The sequence below is a fragment of the Pseudorhizobium xiangyangii genome (genome assembly GCF_020531965.1).
In the GTDB taxonomy this organism is placed as follows: domain Bacteria; phylum Pseudomonadota; class Alphaproteobacteria; order Rhizobiales; family Rhizobiaceae; genus Neorhizobium; species Neorhizobium xiangyangii.
In genome coordinates, this window is sequence record NZ_JAJAWH010000006.1 from 156,537 (window position 1) to 176,542 (window position 20,006).

The following is a 20,006-nucleotide window of genomic DNA, read 5'->3' on the forward strand; positions in this document are numbered from 1 at the left end:
GCATTTTCTACCGTTTTGTTCCAAGGGTGCAATGGTGAACAGGTCACCAAACCAAACTACATGATCAAGCAGCGAGGCCGGGCTGTGTGAGGAGAACAAACGGGCACCGTCCGGAGTCAGCGATTCGTCGCTGATTCGTTCCGGTTTGTTCCTGGGTCAGGTGACTTGGGAGAAATAGTGGGAGAAGCCTGAAAATCCCTTGTTATTCACGGTTCAGATAGCCATTTCTGTCCTGTCGCCGCCTTACGACCGGTCGGCGAGTAGTTGTTGTGCGGATCAGATTTTGAATTTCCAACCGATGATGCTTAGTGGACGTGGCGTGACTGCCGTCCTCGGCCCCACAAACACCGGAAAGACGCACTATGCCATCGAGCGCATGGTGGCCCATGGCAGCGGTGTCATTGGCCTGCCGCTGCGGCTTCTGGCGCGCGAAGTCTATACTCGGGTCGTGGAAAAGGTCGGGATCGCCCACGTTGCGTTGATCACGGGTGAGGAAAAAATCGCGCCGCCCGGCGCTCGCTTTTCTGTCTGCACGGTCGAGGCCATGCCGAGGGAGACCAAGGCGGCGTTCGTGGCGATCGACGAGGTACAGCTCGCGGCAGATCTGGAACGCGGTCACATATTCACGGATCGGATACTGCATCTGCGCGGTCGGGAGGAGACCTTGCTTCTCGGCGCCGGCACCATGCGGCCGATCCTGGAGCGCATTCTTCCCGGCATTACGGTCATCGAGCGCCCCCGGCTGTCACAACTGTTCTATTCCGGGCAGAAGAAGATCACGCGCCTGCCGCAGTGCACTGCTATCGTCGCGTTTTCCACGGAAGAAGTTTATGCGATCGCCGAGCTGATCCGTCGGCAGCGTGGTGGCGCCGCCGTTGTTCTCGGCGCGCTCAGCCCGCGTACGCGCAATGCCCAGGTCGGCCTCTATCAGGAAGGCGACGTCGAATATCTGGTTGCGACGGACGCGATCGGCATGGGGCTCAATCTCGATGTCGACCATGTGGCCTTCGCACAGGATCGCAAATTCGATGGTTTCCAGTTCCGCCACCTCAACCCTGCGGAGATGGGCCAGATCGCCGGCCGCGCGGGCCGCCATGTCCGCGACGGGACATTTGGCGTCACTGGGCAAGTCCAGCCGCTGGACGACGAACTTGTGGAGCGCATCGAGAGTCACGAGTTTGACGTGGTGAAGGTACTTCAATGGCGATCGAAGTCGATGGACTTTTCGTCGATCCGAAACCTGCGGGCGAGCCTGGAGGTGGCCCCCACCGTTCCCGGCCTCACAAGGGCATTACCCGCAACAGATAGCCAGGCGCTCGAGCATCTTTCCCGCTACCCGGAAATCATCGATACGGCGACAACACCGGCGCGCGTCGAAAAACTCTGGGAGGCTTGCGCCTTACCGGATTACAGGCGGATTGCGCCGGCTCAGCATGCTGACCTTATTTCGACGCTTTTCTCCGATCTGGTACGACACGGGACGGTGAACGAAGATTTCATGGCAGAGCAGGTGAAGCGTGCTGACCGCACCGATGGCGAAATCGATACGCTCTCGGCGCGGATTGCGCAAATCCGGACTTGGACGTATGTGTCTAACCGCCCCGGCTGGCTGGCTGATCCGACACACTGGCAAGAAAAGACCAGGGAAATCGAGGACAGGCTGTCGGACGCCCTACATGAACGGTTGACGAAACGCTTTGTTGATCGCAGGACATCTGTGCTCATGAAGCGCCTGAGAGAGAATGCAATGCTGGAAGCAGAAATCAGTGTGAATGGTGATGTCTTCGTGGAGGGTCACCACGTCGGACAGTTGGCAGGGTTCCGGTTTACGCCGGTCTCTGGGGCTGAGGGGCCCGATGCGAAGGCTGTCCAGACAGCAGCGCAAAAGGCTCTGGCGCTCGAATTTGAAGCGCGCGCTGCGCGTCTTTATGCGGCGGGCAACAGCGATCTCGCCATCGGATCGGATGGTTGCGTGCGATGGCTCGGCGATCCTGTCGCCCGGCTAGCACCTAGCGACCATGTCATGCGCCCGCGAGTTATCCTTCTTGCCGACGAGCAACTTGCCGGCAATGCGCGCGAGCATGTTGTGGCCCGGATCGAGCGGTTCGTAAATCATCATACCGCCACAGTGCTGAAACCGCTCGATGATCTTTCGCGCGCCGAAGACCTGCAGGGCTTGGCCAAGGGACTTGCCTTCCAGCTGGTGGAAAATCTCGGTGTCATGTTCCGTCGGGACGTCGCCGACGACGTCAAGTCGCTGGATCAGGATGCGCGCGCCTCGATGCGCCGCTACGGCATTCGGTTTGGCGCTTATCACGTCTTCATGCCCGCTTTGCTGAAGCCGGCGCCGGCTGAACTGATTACCTTGCTCTGGGCTCTGAAAAATGACGGCCTGGATAAGCCCGGCTACGGAGAGTTGATCCCGGCACTCGCAGCCGGTCGCACGTCGGTCGTTGCGGATCCAACCTTCGAGCGCACGTTCTACAAGCTTGCGGGTTTCCGGTTCCTCGGTAAACGTGCGGTGCGCGTCGATATCCTCGAGCGCCTCGCTGACCTGATCCGGCCTCTCCTGCAGTGGAAGCCCGGCGCGTCGCCGCGCCCCGAGGGCGCCTACGACGGACGTCGTTTCGTTGCGACGACGTCGATGCTTTCTATTCTCGGAGCAACTCCCGATGACATGGAAGAAATCCTCAAGGGTCTGGGCTACCGCGCGGATGTCGTGACGGCGGAGGAAGCGGCAGCTGTCCTTTCGGCTCAGCAGCCTGGGATTGCCACCGAAGCATCGGCTCCAGAAGAGACGACGACAGAAGAAGGTCAGATCGACGGTGCCGCAAGCGATGGTGAGGACGCGATAGTGTCCGAACCTGCGCCAGTGGCTGATGAGCAGCCGCCGGTGGCCTCGGTTGAGGCTGCAGAGGGCGTTTCCGAAGAGGACTTGGCAACCGCGGTGACGGCCGAAGCCGAGGCGCCCAAGCCGGTTCTTCTGTGGCGTCCTGCTGGCCGTAATGAAAACCAGCGTGGCGGTCGCCCCCAACAGGGCGAACGTCGCCACGGTGCACGCAGCGAGAACCGCGGCCAAGGCGAGCGGGAAGCGCGCGAAGGTGCTCGGCCGGATCGAGAAAATCGTCGACCAGGCGGCAAACCGGAGCGCTCGAACCGTGGCGACAGGCAGGACAGGCCGGACCGCGGCAAACCGTCGCAGCCAGCACGCTTCGAAGCAAAGCCACCCCGCAAGGAGAAGCCGGTGGATCCTGATTCACCCTTCGCCAAGCTCGCTGCGCTGAAGGAACAAATGAAGAAGTAGCCATGGTGGACAAGGAAGAGTCACATGACGGTTCGCCTCAGCGCATCGACAAGTGGCTCTTCTTTAGCCGGATGGTGAAATCGCGTGCCGTTGCGCAATCGCTGATCGCCTCGGGGGGCGTAACGATCAACGGGCAGCTCGCCGAGCATTCAAGTGAGATGGTTCGATCGGGTGACAAGATCGGGATTGCGCTTGAGCGTCGCGACCTCCTGCTTGTGGTTCGCGGTCCCGGGATTCGTCGCGGCCCTTTCGAAGAAGCCTGCCGGCTGTACCAGGACATTTCCGAGACCCTTGGAGAGAAGAGGCGACTGACGCCCTTCGAACGTGCTCAAAGGCGGCTAAAGCCCTGACGCTCGTAGTGTCGCGATGGCCAACGCGTCGAGAATAATGCTCTTCATCCAGCCATTTTGATGGAAGGTTTATCCTTGCTAAGTGTAAGGAAAGGCTCTACCTCACAGACAAAAGCGTAAGGCGTGTATCGAGCCATAAGCCGATACACCGCGCCTGCGCCGCCGGTTTCCCACCCTCCCAGCGCGAGACCGGATCGACGGTGGTTTCTGGAGTGCCGCATGACTTATGTCGTGACTGACAACTGTGTTCGTTGCAAGTATACGGATTGCGTCGAAGTATGTCCGGTGGACTGTTTCTACGAGGGAGAGAACTTCCTTGTAATCCATCCTGACGAATGCATCGACTGCGGTGTTTGCGAGCCGGAATGTCCGGCTGAGGCGATCAAGCCGGATACCGAACCGGGTCTCGACAAGTGGCTGAAGGTCAATGCCGACTATGCGCAGGTCTGGCCGAATATCACCATCAAAAAGGATCCGATGCCGGAGGCAAAGGAGATGGATGGTGTCGCAGGAAAGTTCGAGCAGTTCTTCTCGGCCGAACCGGGTAGCGGAGACTGATCAGGTCGATCGTTAAAAGTTGTCATCAGAACGGCTGTTTGCCTATCTGATGTGCAATTGATCATTGTCCTCGATTCGCTGTGCATAAAGCAAATTATTGATTTCGGCACTTTTTTGTGGTAGACAACAAGAACTGTTCCACAAGGCGGCACGCGCGTGCCCAAAAAACATCTCGAAAGCAATAGGTCGTTTAAGCGCGGTCTCCGTGACATCACAGTGATCTATGTGTCGTCGCCATTCGCGATGGAGTTGTTTTTTCGCGCACGTTAGTCGGACCAGTATCGAGTGACCTGACGGTTTTCCCCCGTCTCATCCGGGCCTGCCTGACCCGGCCCCGGTAGTGCACCGGGTGCGTACAAGGGAGTTTGTTAGACGAATGACGACCCAGCAGAAAAAATCTTCGGCGCGCCATGGCTTCAAGACCGGTGAAGCAATTGTGTATCCGGCTCACGGCGTGGGTATGATCACGACCATCGAGGAGCAGGAAGTGGCGGGCATGAAGCTCGAGCTTTTTGTGATTGAATTCGAGAAGGACAAGATGCGGCTCAAAGTGCCTGTGGCAAAAGCGGTCAGCATCGGCATGCGCAAGTTGTCAGAGACCGATTTCGTAGAGCGGGCGCTCAAGGTTGTTCAGGGCAAGGCTCGCGTCAAGCGGACGATGTGGTCGCGTCGTGCGCAGGAGTATGATGCGAAGATCAATTCTGGCGATCTGATTTCTATCGCTGAAGTCGTGCGTGATCTTTATCGCGCTGAAAATCAGCCTGAGCAGTCCTACTCCGAACGTCAGTTGTACGAAGCTGCCCTCGAGCGCATGGCACGAGAAATCGCAGCCGTGAACAAGATGTCCGATACCGAAGCTGTTCGCCTCGTCGAGGTCAACCTCGCCAAGGGCCCGAAGCGTGGCAAAGCGCTCGAAGAAGACGAAGCTCAGGAAGAAGCGGCATAAATCGCCTAATCATCCCGCTCAAAGACCCGGCCTTCGTGCCGGGTTTTTTATTGGAACTTTTTTCTGTGCGCGACGTTACCCCGCCGGAACGGCGAATTCGTGCGCGCGCCAAAGCCGCATCCGATGAAGCTGGTTTCCTACAGAACTAGGGGACGCCTTTCGAAGGGCAAGTCCTCCCGGGAACTAAGAAGGGGATCAAGAGCGCGATTGCAACTACCCGGCCTGCTGCTCAACCGGGTCTGAAAGCGGTGATCGTCTTCTTGGCAGGTCAGCTAATCTCACGGAGAAGACCATGAAGACCATGTCTGCGGATCGCAATATGATCAAGATCGCCATGTCCGCTCCATATCTTGCGAGAGACGAAGAGCGAAACCTCGCGATCCGCTGGAAGGACGATCATGATCAGGATGCACGAAATCAGATCGCCCTTGCGCATATGCGGCTGGTCATCGCCATGGCATCAAAGTTCCGCGGCTTTGGACTGCCGATGAGCGATCTCGTCCAGGAGGGGTATGTCGGCCTGCTTGAAGCCGCCGCTCGGTTCGAGCCGGCGCGTGACGTACGGTTTTCCACCTATGCCAGCTGGTGGATCAGAGCATCGATGCAGGATTACATTCTTCGCAACTGGTCTATCGTCCGCGGCGGGACAAGTTCCGCGCAGAAGGCCCTCTTCTTCAATCTTCGTCGCCTGCGCGCCAAGCTTGCCCGAGGCGACAGCAATCTGACGTCCCGTGCCATCCACGAGGAAATCGCGGTGGCGCTCGGTGTCAGCGTTGCGGATGTGCAGACAATGGATGCGCGCCTTTCCGGCAATGACGCATCCCTACAGGCGCCATCCATTGCTGGCGATGCCGACAGCGGTGAACGGCTGGATCTACTCGCCAGTGCAGAACCGCTTCCGGATGAGCAGGTCTCCGGAATGATCGATGGCGAACGCCGGCTGCGTTGGCTGCAGGGCGCACTGACGAAGCTTAACGAACGGGAAAAGAAGATCATCCGTGCCCGCCGCCTCACTGACGAGGGCGCGACCCTGGAGGCCCTTGGCGTGGAGCTCGGCATCTCGAAGGAGCGAGTTCGTCAGATCGAAAGCCGCGCAATCGAAAAGCTCAAGTCGGCCCTGGTTTCGGCCAATCCGCAAATGGCGGCAGTCAACTAGGTCGCCACCTTCACTCCGATATGATCTTCACCTTCTGGCCGGGCGAAATCGTCGCCCCGGCTGGCAGAGCATTGATCAGTTTGAACAGATCGAGCTTACGGTCGGTTCCCATCATCCGCCCGGCAAGTGTCGCCAACGTATCGCGCGGTCCCACCGTCAAAACTCGCACCCTGAGCGGCTTGAGGGCGGCAGTTTCCTTCGGCGTCATCTGGCGGAAGCTCGACGTCAGTATCGCGGAGACCTGATCGAGGGTTGGGCTTCCCTTTGGCACTGCCGTCAGGAACCTAAAGATCTGGTTGTTCAACCGGATCACCGTTACGTCGAAATCCCATCGCTCCGCAGAAGCTCGCGCAGTAGCGCCCTCCAGACCGTTGACGGTCACGGGACGCACAGTCTCGGGCCTGAGACCTGCAACCCAGCCACTTGTAAGATAGTTCGTCAGACTGGTTGTGTCGCCTGCATCGACCCCATCGAAGCGAATGGCCGTCTCGCCGGGCCCGGTGGCCAGGACAGCATCGACCTTGTTGTCGATTCTGAACTCCGGCGGTACCTCGAAGCGAATCCCAAGGCCTCCGTGGAGAAAGGTCTGCCCGCGCACGAAGCCTTCCTCGGGACTATCCCCGTAGAGGAGGCCGTCAATGCCGGCTAGGTAGTAGTTGCGCCCTCGGTCTCCGACGGTCCCTTCCATCCCTTGGGCGCGCGCATGACGGCGCGCGAGGTCCGTACGCTGCGGTGCGTTGGGGTGGCTGGACAAGAAATCGAGGCTCTGGTCGGTATCAGGATCAACGGAAGAGAAACGCGCATAGGCCGCCATCGAATCGAGGAACCTGGGAGCCGCGTAGGGATCGTAACCCGCTTCGCCGAGCATCCGCACGCCGATGACGTCCGCCTGCAGCTCCTGCTGTCGCGAGAAGGCAGCCAGACGAAGCTTTCCACGGGCAAGAGCCTGCTTGCCGGCAAGATCGCTTGAAAGTACTTCCGCCACCACGCGGCTTGCGATTACCTCGGCCTCTTCCCGCCGCTGCCGCTCGATACCGTGATTGGCTGTGACGTGGGCCATCTCATGCGAGAGAACAGCCGCAACTTCCGAGGCGTCGTTTGCTAAAGCGAGGAGACCGCGGGTTACATAGAGGTAGCCGCCTGGGAGAGCGAACGCATTTATGGCTGGAGAATTGAGAATGGTTATCCGATAAGATTGCACCGGATTTTCGGAAACTGTCGTCAACGCCCCGGCGATGCGGGCCACCAGCTTCTCGGTTTTCTCGTCGTGGTATTCGCCGCCATAGCTTGCAACGATACGAGGATGCTCTCGAGCCCCCATCTGCGCGCGCGGATCGTTCTTCTGGACCTCGTCAACGATCTGCGGCGAGTCCGAGGGAGAGACGTTTGGCTGGTAGGCCTGGTCGAGGATAGACTGGCAACTCGACAGCACAACTGCGGACGCGACCAGAATGGCGATGTTTCGCGTAGCAACGCTTGCCGAGCGAAATCTACGGGCCGGGGCGAGTGCCAGTCCTTCCCGCTGTATCGTCTTCGTTATCGGCTTCACCATCATCATGACCCGCTATCCGACGTGTTATGCCGGAAATGCCCCAACCTCAGGAAAGGCGATACTTGCACTCTTCGACTTAGCGATTTTTGCGCTGCAATCACAGAGGCTCTCACTCAAATAAGAAGTTCCGGTGCAGGCAAAAAGGCGCTGTTGCTGCGATGCCACCGTGCCAAGACCAAATTGTGGCGATCCGACCTACCCCGAGAGGAATTGGGAAATCGCCGGCACGCCGCATCGGGTCAGGAATTCCTCGGTGGTCGCCTGAACGATCACTTCTCCTTCGTCAATGAAAACCACATTCGTCGCCAAACGCTTCAGTTCGTCCGGATCATGAGTAACGATGAGGATCGTGGCTTTCGTCTGCTCGTGGAGCCGCAGAAGCATCGAAGCCATGCTGAACCGCAGGCCAGGATCGAGAGCGGCAAAAGGCTCATCCATCAGCAGGACCGGCCTTTCCCGCACAAGCGCGCGTGCGAAGGCCACCCGTTGCCGCTCCCCGCCTGAAAGCGAGGCTGGCATTCGTCGTTCCATGCCGGTCAGGCCCACCTCGGCCAGCGATCTTGAGACTGCTTCGCGGTCCTGCTCGGTCAATTTGAGCGACGGATTGATGCCGAGCCCGATATTGGTGAACACATCGAGATGGCCGAACAGGTTGTTGTCCTGGAAGACCAAAGAAACCGGCCGTTCAGAGGGGTGTCGATCCGTCAGATCCTTGTCATCGAACAAGACCTTGCCTGCATCCGGGGTTTCGAACCCCGCAATCAGATTGAGCAGGGTCGACTTACCTGAGCCGGACGGTCCGCTGATCGCAGTTATTGTCCCTGCCGCGAAGCTGCAATCGAAGCGAAGCTGTGTGTCGCCCAGCGTCAGCAACACGCTGTCCAGTCGTATTTGCGGCGCTTGGTTACCTGCCGGCATGCTTGCTCCTGTCAGTGCCGATTCCGGACGTCCCGATAAATGTCAGCGCGAGGCATACGATGCCAAGAATGAGTGCCAGACCATCCGCGTCCGCGGTCCTGTAACTTGAGAGCCGGCGGTACAGTAGCCACGGCAGCGTGACGAAGTCATTCGAGCCGAACAGCGCCACCGCTCCCAGATCTCCCAATGACAATGCCATGGCGAAGGAAAGGGCCAGAAGCACAGGCCGCAGCAAGACAGGCCGGTCGATCCGCAAGAGCTTTGCGATGCCGCCAATCCCCAGGCTGGCGGTCAGGCGCGCAGTGCGTCGCCAGTGCTCGCCAATCGCAGGCTCAAGAACCCGCATGACGAAGGGTAGCGCCATCAGGGCGTTTATCGCGACGACCAGATATGGTGCCATTCGGGTCACGTCACCCCATGGTCTCAGCAGAAAGAACCATCCGGTTCCCAACACCACTGGCGGCACCAGAAGCACGAGCGAAGAGGTGGCGGCAAGAACGGTAGAAAACATGCGCGCAGTCTTGCCTGACTGTTTCTGGTCGCCAATAGCTATGCGTGCTGAAATGATTGCAATTGCAATCATGACCGACACGACGCCGGACGACAGGGCGATTGCGGCGCTGGTCGATGCCGCCTCCAGGAAGGCTGGGCTCATTACCAGCCTTGGCAGGTCCGCCTGCAGCCCTGCGGCCAGGATCGAGAAGAGCGGCAGAAGGATGAAGAGGGTCGCGCAGCCGATCACCGTTCCGTCCCACAAGCGGCGGCTCCAGGTTTGTCCGTCAAAGCGTTGGACGCGCCGACCACTGGCGGGAAGGGTCTGGTCCGTGGACGGAAGCAGGCTGAGCAGGCCGAGGACAATGGCGGTCAGCGTGATCTGCATAACGGACAGAGCAATCGCTCGTGGCGGATCGAAGTCGAAGCGCAAGGATTGGTAGATGGCCACCTCAAGCGTCGTCGCTGCGGGGCCGCCTCCGAGGACGAGGACGAGCGTGAAGCTGGTGGCGCACAACATGAAGATCAGCCCCGCGATGCCCGGCAGGATCCGTGCGAGTGCCGGCCATTCGATGAAACGCCAGATCGACCAGGGCTTCATGCCCAGTCCGGTCGCCAGCAGCCAGTATTCGCCCGGTAGCCGGTCGAGTGTCGCCACCATCAGCCTGCAGGCCAGAGGCAGGTTGAAGAAGACGTGAGCGAGGAGGATGCCGCCCAGGCCGTAAATGCTGACAGGTTCCGCAAGGCCAAGGTTCAGCAGCAGGCCGTTCAATAGGCCCTGCCGGCCCCAGATGGTGATCAGACCGAGTGCTGCCACAAGCACGGGCAGTCCCATTGGGAGCGCCATCAGCCGCAGAATCCAGAGGCGACCGGGGAACTCGGGACGTCGGGCAAGTGCGAGTGCAACGGGGATGGCGAGCGCTATGGAGAGCAATGTCGACAGGTTGGCCTGCATCAATGTGAACTGCAGAACTTTCCAGGTGTAAGCGTCGAAAAGGCTGCGGTGCGATGGCGTGGCGTCAAATCCAAGGAGAGCCAGAACCGCCAACCCGACGAAAAGCGATACGAAGGCGAAGGCGAGAATACCCAACCCTATTCCACGCCGGTGTTCCGCTCTCGTCAGCATCGGCTGTGTTTACCGTCCGCTCATGGCGGCAAGCCACTCGTCGATCCATGCCTGGCGGTTCTTGGCCACCTCGGCGGGATCCATGATCAGCGTTTTCTGAGGTTTGACCAGCCGATCGAATGGTTCGGGTAATTTCTCCGACATCTTCGCTGCCGGCATCATCCAGTTGGTGGTCGGGATGATGTTCTGGAACGCGGGTGACATCATGAAGGTCAGAAACTGCCTCGCCAGATCCTTATTCTCTGAGCTTTTGAGCAGGCCGGCCAACTCGATCTGGATGTAGTGGCCTTCCGAGAATGCAGCGGCCTGATACCGATCGGTTCCTTCTTCAACCATATGGTAGGCCGGGGATGTGGTGTAGGAGAGCACCATAGGCACTTCGCCCTTGGTGAAAAGTCCATAGGCTTCGGACCAACCGGGCGTCACCGTCAGGACGCGCCCTCTGAGTTTCTCCCAGGCTTCCGGCGCCTTATCGCCGTAGACGGACTTCATCCACAACAGCAAGCCAAGCCCGGGCGTCGAGGTGCGCGGGTCCTGAATAGCTATCTTCACGGCGGGATCACCCTCGACCAATTCCCTAAGGCTCGTTGGGGGCGTCTCAAGCGCCTGGGTGTCGTAGACGATCGCAAAGTGCCCGTAGTCGTAAGGGATGAAGGTATCGTCGCTGTATCCGCCGGGAACCGTGATGGGACCCGTATCCAATCCATGCGCCTCGAACAGATTGGTAGCCTTCGCCTCCGTGGCGAGGTTCGTATCAAGGCCAAGAGCCAGATCGGCTTGTGTCGTCTCGCCCTCCAGTTTCAGCCGCGACAGGAGTGCCACGCCATCCGCAACGCCGACGAAATTCACGGTGCAATTGCAAGTTTTCTCAAACGCCGCCTTGACCTTCGGCCCCGGGCCCCATTCTGCGGTGAAGCTCTCGTAGGTGTAGATCGTCAGCTTAGCTTCCTGCGACAGCGCGGAAGAAGCCAGAACAGAAGTCAGAAAAATGGACAGGACAATCTTCCGCATCAACATCTCCGTATTCGTAAAGAGGGAATAGGCGCTGATGAAAAGCCGTCTAATCCCTCCGCCGGTGTTAACCGGATCAGGTTCCGCGGGTTGGCATTGCCTCTCAGCCGCGTACGCGGCACCCCGTTAGATCAGGCGAAGATGTAGCGAGCGATGTCACACTTGGCAAGCTGTTCAGACAGGCTGTTGCCGTCAGTGGTGCCGCCGGAAAACCCGCAGTTCCCGCGGTACGGCGGCGATACCTCCGGTACGGCTGGCGACAGCGAAATTGATCGACTGCTCCACGACATGCGGCATGACGGGTTTAGTCAGAACGCCAAGGGGACCGTTTTCAATCTCTTCCACGTCCTCCGGATTGCCGGTCATGAAGATAACGGTGATCCCGTACGTCTCGGCCAGTTCTCGCCCGATGCTTGGCCCCGTCCTGCCGTCGGACAAATTTACGTCGACGAAGGCAATGTCCGTTGTCTGGGCAAGCTCCAGGGCATGGCTGCGTCCACTTGCAAAGCCCGCGACCTTGAGACCCATGGCCTCGACGGTTTCAGCCACATCAAGTGCGATCAGGAACTCGTCCTCGACAATCAGGACGCGCTGATCTGCCGATTGGGCCAGCCGACGACTCGGTACATTAGTCAGCATTGGGTGTCTCCCGGGTTTAGTTGCCTTGGCCACCAGTTTAGCCGTACCAGATCGATACTGCTGACCGAACGGCTCCCGGGATCTATTGTTCCGGATCGTTACACCAAGGCTGCGGTTAAACGGCTGGTATGGCTAACGAACCGTTAAGCTTAACCCTCCAGCTCCTCACGCAGCATTTCCAGCTCAAGCCACTCCTCTTCCATGCCCATCAGCTTTTCACGAAGCTTTTCCAGCTCAGCGGCCAAGCGGTTGAACGTGCCGGGGTCCTTCGTGAAAAGATTGGGATCCGCCATTTTCTCTTCTCGTGCGGCGATATCGGCTTCTGCCTTCGCCATCTCTTTCGGAAGGTTTTCCAACGCGAACTTCTGCTTGAAGGATAGCTTGCCTTTTGCTTTTGCGGGCTCGACCGACGGCGATGATGCTTCGCTCCTGGCCTTTTCCTGTTTCTCAGCGTGCCGCCGTTCCTCCTGCGCACCTTTCCGCTGTGCCAGCATGTCGGTGTAGCCGCCGGCATATTCGACCCAGCGGCCATCGGGCGCATCCGGGACCGCAGGGGCGATGGTCGAGGTAACGGTGCGATCGAGGAAATCGCGATCGTGGCTGACGAGGATGACAGTGCCGTTGTAGCCGGCGACGATCTCCTGCAGCAGGTCGAGGGTCTCGATGTCGAGATCGTTGGTCGGCTCGTCGAGGATCAGCAGGTTGGATGGCCTGGCCATCATGCGGGCCAGCATAAGCCGCGCTCGCTCCCCGCCCGAGAGGTTCTTGATTGGCGTGCGGATCTGTTCCGGCTGGAACAGGAAGTCCTTCATGTAGCCCGCCACATGGCGCTGCTCTCCGTTGACCAGAAGGGTTTCACCCCGCCCGTCTGTCAGGTAGTGCGAGAGCGTTTCCTCGGGATCGAGGTCCTCCCGTTTCTGGTCGAGCGTCGCGATCTCAAGATTGGTGCCCAGCTTTACGATGCCGGCATCCGGGGTCAGCTCTCCCGTCAGCATCTTCAGGAGCGTCGTCTTACCCGCACCATTGGGGCCGACGAGACCGATCCGATCACCGCGATGGACGCGGAGCGAGAAGGGGCTGACGATGGTGCGCTCTTCGTAGTTCTTGCTGATAGCTTCGGCTTCGATCACCAGCTTGCCGGATTCCTTGGCTTCGGTGACGGTTGCCTGCACGGTGCCCTGAGGTCCCTTGTGGCCGCGGTAGTTGGCCCGCATGCTATGCAGATCGCCGAGGCGACGCATGTTGCGTTTCCGCCTCGCTGTCACGCCATAGCGCAGCCAATGCTCTTCCCGCTCGATGGCCTTGCCCAGTTTGTGCTGCTCCAGTTCCTCGGCTTCCAGAACCTCGTCCCGCCATGCCTCGAAGTGGGAGAAGCCGCGGTCGAGGCGCCTTGCCGTGCCGCGATCCAGCCAGACGGTGGCGTTGGAAACCTTTTCCAGGAAGCGTCGGTCATGGGAAATCAGGACGAGTGCACTGCGGGTCTTTCTCAGTTCGTCTTCCAGCCATTCGATCGTCGGCAGATCGAGATGGTTGGTGGGCTCGTCCAGCATCAGGATGTCGGGTTCAGGCGCCATGACGCGGGCAAGTGCTGCGCGTCTGGCCTCACCCCCGGAAAGGCGATTGGGATCCTCTTCACCCGTCAGGCCCAGGTGCTCGAGCAGATAGGTGACGCGATAGGGATCGTCGCCAGGTCCCAGCCCTGCTTCGGCATAAGTTTGAACGGTGGAATAACCCGCAAAATCCGGAGCCTGCTCCAGGTAGCGGATCGTGGCGCTGGGGTGGCGGAAAACTTCGCCGGATTGTGCCTCCACCATTCCGGCGGCGATTTTCATCAGCGTCGATTTTCCGGAGCCGTTGCGTCCGACGAGGCAGATGCGGTCTCCCGGCTCCACCTGCAGGCCCGCGCCCGCCAATAGCGGGGTGCCACCGAAGCTAAGGAAAATATCGTCGAGTTTCAGGATCGGGGGTGCCAAGGATCAGGCTCCAGTCAGGTCATAGGGGCGTGCAAGGATCATTGCCTTGCCGCGATCAAGCGCGAAGCTCACGGAGCCTTCGGCAACATTGGAAATGGTACGGGCGGAACCGAAGGGCAAAGAGAACCTGTGGAGCGGATAGCGGACATTGCTGATATCCAGCCCCTCCAGGTCGGAGAAGCCGATCACCGAGAACAGCGAGCCCGTCGGCAGGTCAAGGTGGCGTGAACCCGGCAGCAAGGGTACGGCTTCCTCTGTGCCCGAGGTCAGGACAACGTCAAATCCACGTTCGGCGAGGCTCAACGCATGAAGCAGATGCTGGATGGCGTGATCACTGCGCTCGCCGCCGAGCGCCCCGACGAAGATCAACCGCTCCGCGCCACGCTCGATCGCTTCGGCGGTAGCGATTTCACCGTCCGTCTCGTTCTTTGCCGTTGGAAAGGGCTGGCGTTCGACCTGAGGCCATCTGTCGATCAGCGCCTGTGTCGTGGAGTCGAAATCGCCCACCCAGAGTTCCGGTTCCATTTGCAGAGTAGCCGCGTGACGCATGCCGCCGTCGGCTGCGATGATGCGGCTGCCTTCAACCGAACGGCGAAGCCGGTCTGTCAGGGTAAGCTCGCCACCGAGCAGGATCGTGAATGTCGCCTTTGTCATCCGCCAAGCCCATAGCCCAATCCGGTAGGGCAGGGAAAGCCGCTTGTGTAAACCGAGGCGACGCGGGAGGTAGTATATGGCGCTGGAAGGGAGGTCCGGGCACTCGTGCAAGGCACGCGCTTGCCTGCTGATTGACCTTCGCGGAAGAAGAGCCTATTTAAACGGTACTTCGTGGTGATTTGGCCGGTCGGCTTGCAGCCACGTTAAACAAGTCGCTAAAGGGCCGCGAGAAGAGCACTTCCACGCGCCGGTTGCGATTTGTCGCCACCGGCTTTTTCGTTTTTGTGAGTGTGTGATGCCGATCAAGATTCCCGATACGCTGCCCGCCTTCGGAACCCTGGTTCAGGAGGGTGTGCGGGTCATGACGGAAACAGCCGCCGTGCGGCAGGACATCCGTCCGCTCCAGATCGGGCTTCTCAACCTCATGCCCAACAAGATCAAGACGGAACTTCAGATGGCGCGGCTGGTCGGCGCCTCGCCGTTGCAGGTCGAGTTTTCGCTTGTGCGGATCGGCGGCCACAAGGCGAAGAACACATCGGAAGAACACCTGCTTTCCTTCTATCAGACCTGGGAGGAAGTGAAGCACCGCAAGTTCGACGGCTTCATCATCACCGGGGCCCCGGTGGAAACACTGCCCTATGAAAGCGTCACCTACTGGGACGAGATGCAGCAGATTCTCGACTGGACCACGACGAATGTCCATTCGACGATGAATGTCTGCTGGGGCGGAATGGCGGCGATCTACCACTTCCACGGCGTGCCGAAGCACGAGCTGAAGGAGAAGGCCTTCGGTGTCTATCGCCACCGCAACCTGTGCCCCGCGTCGGTTTATCTCTCAGGTTTCTCCGACGATTTCCAGGTTCCCGTATCGCGTTGGACAGAAGTTCGCCGCGAGGACATCGTCAGGGTTCCCGAACTGGAGATCCTGATGGAATCCGAGGAAATGGGCGTCTGCCTGGTCCATGAGAGGCAGGGGCGGCGGCTCTACATGTTCAACCACGTCGAGTATGATTCGACCTCGCTGGCGGACGAGTATTTTCGCGACGTTGATGCCGGCGTGCCGATCAAGATGCCGCACGACTATTTTCCGCACAACGACGCCGCGTTGCCGCCGCAGAACCGGTGGCGGAGCCACGCCCACCTTTTGTTCGGAAACTGGATCAACGAGATCTATCAGACCACGCATTATGATCTGGAGAAGATCGGCACGGAGTAGCTCCGTCTCCTTTGTCCTGACCAGGCTGCAAAGCTTAGCCGTTGCGCGAGGCGCGCAAATCGATCAGGTTCAGCCGGCGCTGACCAGGGAGGCATGGCATGGTTGAACGGGAAGTTTTCGGGAAAACGGCGAAAGGCGAAACGGTTCACCGCGTGAAGATCGCTGGCGGCGGCCTGACCGCGCATGTGATGACCTGGGGTGCGGTGATCCAGGATCTGCGGCTCGAAGGTCATCAGCCGCCTCTCGTGCTGGGCTTCGACAGTTTCGACAACTATCCGAAGTACTCGTCCTATTTTGGCGCTACGCCCGGACGCTGTTCCAACCGCATAACCGGTGGAAAATTCGCGCTGGACGGAAAGCAGTACCAGCTGGAACTCAACGAAAAGGGCGTGACCCATCTGCATGGCGGCAGCGACGGTATCGCGAAGCGCAACTGGGAGATCGTCGATCTCGCGGACGACAGGGTGGTGTTGCAAATCATCGATCCGGACGGGCGCGCGGGCTATCCGGGTAATTGCACGGTCACCGCAACCTATCACCTTAAAGCCGACGGCGTGCTCAACGTGGCCTACGAGACAACTGCCGACCAGCCCACACCCTGCAACATTTGCCAGCACACCTACTTCAACCTCGACGGGCGAGAGGATGCGCTTGGTCACGACATCATGATCGCTGCCGACGAGATTACCGTCGTTGACGACAGGCAGTGCCCTACCGGCGAGTTGATGCCTGTCGCGGGCACAGGCTTTGATCTCCGCAGGATGGGCCCGATGAATCGACAGGAAGATGGCGAGCAGGTGCTGTTCGATCACAATTTCTGTCTGTCCGAAGAAAGAGTGGCGAAGCGGTCGGTGGCGTTGGCGCGTAGCGTCAATTCCGGCGTTTCGCTGGAGGTGCGCACGACCGAGCCTGGCCTGCAATTCTACGCTGGTTTCAAGCTGGACGTGGCGGTGCCCGGTCATGAGGGACGGCGCTACGGCCCATTCGCCGGCTTCTGCCTGGAAACGCAGATCTGGCCTGATGCGGTCAATCACCCGAACTTCCCCAATGCCGTGCTTCGACCGGGTGAGGTTCTGCGGCAGGAAACCGACTACGTTTTTTCGAAGAACTGAAAAGAAAAGAGAATTGGATGTGAGAGGCGGCAGGCTGGTCCTGCTGCCACAGCGATGCTCTGACGTTTGCAACGTCGCGAAACACATCGGCATGAGTTCTGGAAGAAAATGGAGCGGGTGAAGCGATTCGAACGCTCGACCCCAACCTTGGCAAGGTTGTGCTCTACCCCTGAGCTACACCCGCTCATATCCGCGATCCTGGGGTAGTAGGTGGATCGGGTGTCGTCCGTTGTTGCGGCGACGGGCGCTATATGGCCTAAGTGATTTTCGATTGCAACAGGGAAATGATGCCCGGCGGGAGAATTTTTTACAACGCCTCAAACAAGCCTGTCGGCTGCCGGCAGCACACCAACAGCGCCACCGTCGCTTTCCCTGTCCGATGACTTGCCGGACCTGGCCGGCCGCGCTAAGCCAAGAGTATCAACATCCGACGGCATTTTCTCCATTCCTGTGGCCAGAAACATGAACGATACCTCCTCTATGCTTCCTCCCAGGACCGCTGGCGATTTCTTCCTGTTCCTGGACGGGCTCGGCATCTCCCATTCCACCAAAGCTCATGCACCGGTATTCACTGTCGCGGAATCAACGAGCCTGCGCGACGAGATTCCCGGCGGTCACACGAAAAACCTCTTCGTGAAGGACAAGAAGGATCGCTACTTCGTGCTGACGGTCGAGGAGAATGCCACGGTCGATCTGAAGACTGTCCATAAGGTTATCGGCGCGTCAGGCCGCGTCTCTTTCGGCAGACCGGAAAAACTGATGGAATATCTCGGGGTCGTGCCCGGTTCGGTCACCGTCTTCGGAGCAATCAATGATGCTGGCGGCGACGTCACCTTCATCCTTGACGAAGACTTGATGCGCCACGACGTCATCAACGGGCATCCCCTGTCGAACGATGCCACCACCTCCATCGACAGCGGTGATCTTCTACGGTTCCTTGAAGCGACGGGTCATACACCGCTTGTCTTGAAAGTGACCGACTGACATACGATGTTTCGCCTCATGTAACGCGGCGACGAGACCCGGGAGACAAATTGATGAGCGGCACAGACAATCCCTACGGCGGCTCCTATGGCGGTCAGATGACCGGCTCCACGCAGTTTGGCGCCCCCTCGGCGACGAACGATGCCGGTGGTGTGCATGTCAAGGATACGAGCACGGCAGGGTTTACAGCGGATGTCATCGAAGACTCGCGGAACCAGCCCATCCTGGTCGATTTCTGGGCTCCCTGGTGTGGTCCCTGCAAGCAGCTCACACCGATACTGGAGCGTGTCGTCAACGAGGCGCAGGGCCGGGTGAAGTTGGTCAAGCTCAACATCGACGACCATCCGTCCATTCCCGGACAGATGGGCATCCAATCCATTCCGGCTGTCGTTGCCTTCGTGGATGGTCGCCCCGTGGATGGTTTCATGGGCGCTGTCCCGGAAACCCAGCTTCGCGAGTTTATCGACCGGGTTGCGGGTCCCGCCGGTGCCGATCAGGCTGCCGAGATAGAGGCTGTGCTTGGCGAGGCCGAGACGCTGATGGGCACTGGCGACACTCAGGGTGCGGCTCAGCTTTACGGCGCTGTGCTGCAGGTAGACCCGGCCAATGCCAAGGCTGCTGCGGGCATGATGCGCTGCATGATCGAGTTGGGTGACCTGGCTCGTGCCTCGCAGATGCTCCAATCGCTTCCGGAAGAGATTGCGCAGGATGCTGCGATCCAGGCTGTGGCCAAGAAACTGGAGCAGTTCGAGGAGGCCCGCAAGCTTGGGGATCCCCAGGCTCTCGAGCAGGAATTGGTGCTGAATGCGGATAATCACGAGGCGCGCATGAAGCTTGCAAAAATCCGTAACGCCGAAGGCAGGCGGGAAGAGGCAGCCGAGCATCTGCTGACGGTCATGCGCAAGGACCGGACCTTCGATGATGACGGAGCCCGCCGACAGCTGGTGGAGTTCTTTGAGGCGTGGGGTCCGAAGGATCCGGCGACCACCGCCGCCCGTCGTCGAATGTCATCGATCCTGTTCTCCTGACACAGGTAGTTAAAAGGCGCACTTGCGATCCATCGCGGGTGCCCCACATTACCGCCAAAGGCGTCATATCCATGCCGCCCGTTTGCGGTCCGGGAGGTTGGACCCCATGATTGTGGGAAATGCCAGATACGTGAAGCGGGAAGATTTGCCGGAAACGGTTCCGGTATTCCCACTCACGGGAGCCTTGTTATTGCCGGGCGGCCAGTTGCCGCTCAATATCTTCGAGCCTCGTTATCTCGCCATGTTCGATGCGGCGCTTGCCGGCGACCGGCTGATCGGCATCGTGCAGCCGGCGCTGACGGAGCAGCAGAATGGTGACGCCACCCGACCCGGGCTGAGCAGCGTGGGTTGTATCGGTCGTATCACATCGTTCGCCGAGACCGGCGATGGCCGCTATATCGCTTCGCTGAGTGGTGTCTGTCGTTTCCGGTTGTTTGAGGAAGTCGGTGAAGGCCACCCCTACCGGACGTTCAAGGTCGCCCCGCTGCTGGCGGATCTATCGACTGACGACGACGAGGGGACGGTGAACCGGGCGGAGTTGCTGCGCGTGTTCCGAGCCTATCTGGATGCGAACAAGCTGGAGGCCGATTGGGAGAGCGTCGAGCGCGCCGGCAACCGGACGCTCGTCAATTCGCTGTCGATGATGTCTCCCTTCGGTCCGGCTGAAAAGCAGGCTCTGCTTGAGGCGCCGGATCTGAAGACGCGGGCCGAGACGCTTGTGGCGATCACTGAAATCCTGCTTGCCCGCGGTGGCGGGGATTCCGACAACATGCTGCAGTAGGTGCCATGGACGAAAAACTGAGCAAGGTTGATCCGAAGCTTCTGGAGCTTCTCGTCTGCCCGCTAACCAAGGCACGGTTGTCCTTCAATCGCGAAACGAACGAGCTCGTCTCGGAGAAAGCGAGGCTCGCCTACCCGATAAGGGACGGCGTGCCGATCATGCTCATCTCGGAAGCGCGAAAGCTGGAAGACTAGCTTTAGCGAGTG

General features: G+C 59.5%; 18 protein-coding genes, 1 tRNA gene and 2 riboswitches. Of the genes, 11 read left to right on the plus strand and 8 right to left on the minus strand.

What is annotated here, in order from left to right; genetic code table 11:
* Positions 1–298: 298 nt before the first annotated feature.
* The 5 genes from LH464_RS07220 to LH464_RS07240 all read left to right on the plus strand — a co-directional run bounded on the left by LH464_RS07220 (position 299) and on the right by LH464_RS07240 (position 6,314).
* The gene (locus LH464_RS07220) at positions 299–3,304 is read left to right on the plus strand and encodes a helicase-related protein (RefSeq protein ID WP_226785695.1); all 3,006 of its coding nucleotides are present in this window, start codon (positions 299–301) and stop codon (positions 3,302–3,304) included.
* 2 nt (positions 3,305–3,306) lie between these two features.
* A complete protein-coding gene (locus LH464_RS07225) occupies positions 3,307–3,654 on the plus strand; it encodes an RNA-binding S4 domain-containing protein (RefSeq protein WP_226785696.1) in 348 nt (115 codons plus the stop codon).
* Between the two features lie 219 nt (positions 3,655–3,873).
* On the plus strand, positions 3,874–4,212 hold the full coding sequence (fdxA, locus tag LH464_RS07230; protein WP_226785697.1) for a ferredoxin FdxA: 339 nt from the start codon (positions 3,874–3,876) through the stop codon (positions 4,210–4,212).
* Positions 4,213–4,588: 376 nt separating this feature from the next.
* Positions 4,589–5,158, plus strand: coding sequence for a CarD family transcriptional regulator (locus LH464_RS07235; protein ID WP_226785698.1), 570 nt, complete (start codon positions 4,589–4,591; stop codon positions 5,156–5,158).
* Between the two features lie 292 nt (positions 5,159–5,450).
* Positions 5,451–6,314 (plus strand): RNA polymerase factor sigma-32, encoded by an 864-nt coding sequence (locus tag LH464_RS07240; protein WP_226785699.1) that lies wholly within the window; start codon positions 5,451–5,453, stop codon positions 6,312–6,314.
* A 10-nt stretch (positions 6,315–6,324) separates the two neighbouring features.
* Here the strand turns inward: LH464_RS07240 and LH464_RS07245 are convergent, their stop codons facing one another.
* The 7 genes from LH464_RS07245 to LH464_RS07275 all read right to left on the minus strand — a co-directional run bounded on the left by LH464_RS07245 (position 6,325) and on the right by LH464_RS07275 (position 14,679).
* Entirely contained in the window at positions 6,325–7,869 is a 1,545-nt protein-coding gene (locus LH464_RS07245; RefSeq protein WP_390624940.1) for a M48 family metalloprotease, read from the minus strand.
* A gap of 192 nt (positions 7,870–8,061) precedes the next feature.
* A complete protein-coding gene (locus LH464_RS07250; RefSeq protein WP_226785701.1) occupies positions 8,062–8,784 on the minus strand; it encodes a thiamine ABC transporter ATP-binding protein in 723 nt (240 codons plus the stop codon).
* Positions 8,771–10,402, minus strand: a complete 1,632-nt coding sequence (thiP, locus tag LH464_RS07255; protein ID WP_226785702.1) for a thiamine/thiamine pyrophosphate ABC transporter permease ThiP — start codon at positions 10,400–10,402, stop codon at positions 8,771–8,773. The genes LH464_RS07250 and thiP overlap by 14 nt, the downstream gene beginning before the upstream one ends.
* A 9-nt stretch (positions 10,403–10,411) precedes the next feature.
* Positions 10,412–11,413, minus strand: a complete 1,002-nt coding sequence (gene thiB, locus LH464_RS07260) for a thiamine ABC transporter substrate binding subunit (protein WP_226785703.1) — start codon at positions 11,411–11,413, stop codon at positions 10,412–10,414.
* Positions 11,414–11,449: 36 nt separating this feature from the next.
* Positions 11,450–11,549: riboswitch (TPP riboswitch) on the minus strand.
* A gap of 56 nt (positions 11,550–11,605) precedes the next feature.
* Positions 11,606–12,052 (minus strand): response regulator, encoded by a 447-nt coding sequence (locus LH464_RS07265; RefSeq protein WP_226785704.1) that lies wholly within the window; start codon positions 12,050–12,052, stop codon positions 11,606–11,608.
* Between the two features lie 149 nt (positions 12,053–12,201).
* Positions 12,202–14,025 carry an ABC-F family ATP-binding cassette domain-containing protein gene (locus LH464_RS07270; protein WP_226785705.1) on the minus strand — a complete coding sequence of 608 codons (1,824 nt, stop codon included), beginning with the start codon at positions 14,023–14,025 and terminating at the stop codon, positions 12,202–12,204.
* Between the two features lie 3 nt (positions 14,026–14,028).
* Entirely contained in the window at positions 14,029–14,679 is a 651-nt protein-coding gene (locus LH464_RS07275; RefSeq protein WP_226785706.1) for a thiamine diphosphokinase, read from the minus strand.
* A gap of 161 nt (positions 14,680–14,840) precedes the next feature.
* Positions 14,841–14,918, plus strand: a riboswitch (SAM riboswitch).
* 56 nt (positions 14,919–14,974) lie between these two features.
* Here LH464_RS07275 and metA point away from each other — a divergent pair.
* Together metA and LH464_RS07285 are read left to right on the plus strand one after the other, a co-directional pair.
* Positions 14,975–15,895 (plus strand): homoserine O-acetyltransferase MetA, encoded by a 921-nt coding sequence (gene metA / locus LH464_RS07280; protein WP_226785707.1) that lies wholly within the window; start codon positions 14,975–14,977, stop codon positions 15,893–15,895.
* Positions 15,896–15,993: 98 nt separating this feature from the next.
* The gene (locus LH464_RS07285) at positions 15,994–17,007 is read left to right on the plus strand and encodes an aldose epimerase family protein (RefSeq protein WP_226785708.1); all 1,014 of its coding nucleotides are present in this window, start codon (positions 15,994–15,996) and stop codon (positions 17,005–17,007) included.
* Positions 17,008–17,116: 109 nt separating this feature from the next.
* On the opposite strand, the gene LH464_RS07290 is transcribed toward LH464_RS07285, so the two are convergent.
* A tRNA-Gly gene (locus tag LH464_RS07290) sits at positions 17,117–17,191 on the minus strand.
* Between the two features lie 278 nt (positions 17,192–17,469).
* On the opposite strand from LH464_RS07290, the gene LH464_RS07295 reads away from it, so the two are divergent.
* From LH464_RS07295 to LH464_RS07310, 4 genes are all read left to right on the plus strand, one after another.
* Positions 17,470–17,991 carry a prolyl-tRNA synthetase associated domain-containing protein gene (locus tag LH464_RS07295; protein ID WP_226785709.1) on the plus strand — a complete coding sequence of 174 codons (522 nt, stop codon included), beginning with the start codon at positions 17,470–17,472 and terminating at the stop codon, positions 17,989–17,991.
* Positions 17,992–18,044: 53 nt separating this feature from the next.
* Positions 18,045–19,019 carry a thioredoxin gene (gene trxA, locus LH464_RS07300; RefSeq protein ID WP_226785710.1) on the plus strand — a complete coding sequence of 325 codons (975 nt, stop codon included), beginning with the start codon at positions 18,045–18,047 and terminating at the stop codon, positions 19,017–19,019.
* Between the two features lie 106 nt (positions 19,020–19,125).
* On the plus strand, positions 19,126–19,800 hold the full coding sequence (locus LH464_RS07305; protein WP_226785711.1) for an LON peptidase substrate-binding domain-containing protein: 675 nt from the start codon (positions 19,126–19,128) through the stop codon (positions 19,798–19,800).
* A gap of 5 nt (positions 19,801–19,805) precedes the next feature.
* On the plus strand, positions 19,806–19,994 hold the full coding sequence (locus LH464_RS07310) for a Trm112 family protein (protein ID WP_226785712.1): 189 nt from the start codon (positions 19,806–19,808) through the stop codon (positions 19,992–19,994).
* The last annotated feature ends 12 nt before the right edge of the window (positions 19,995–20,006 follow it).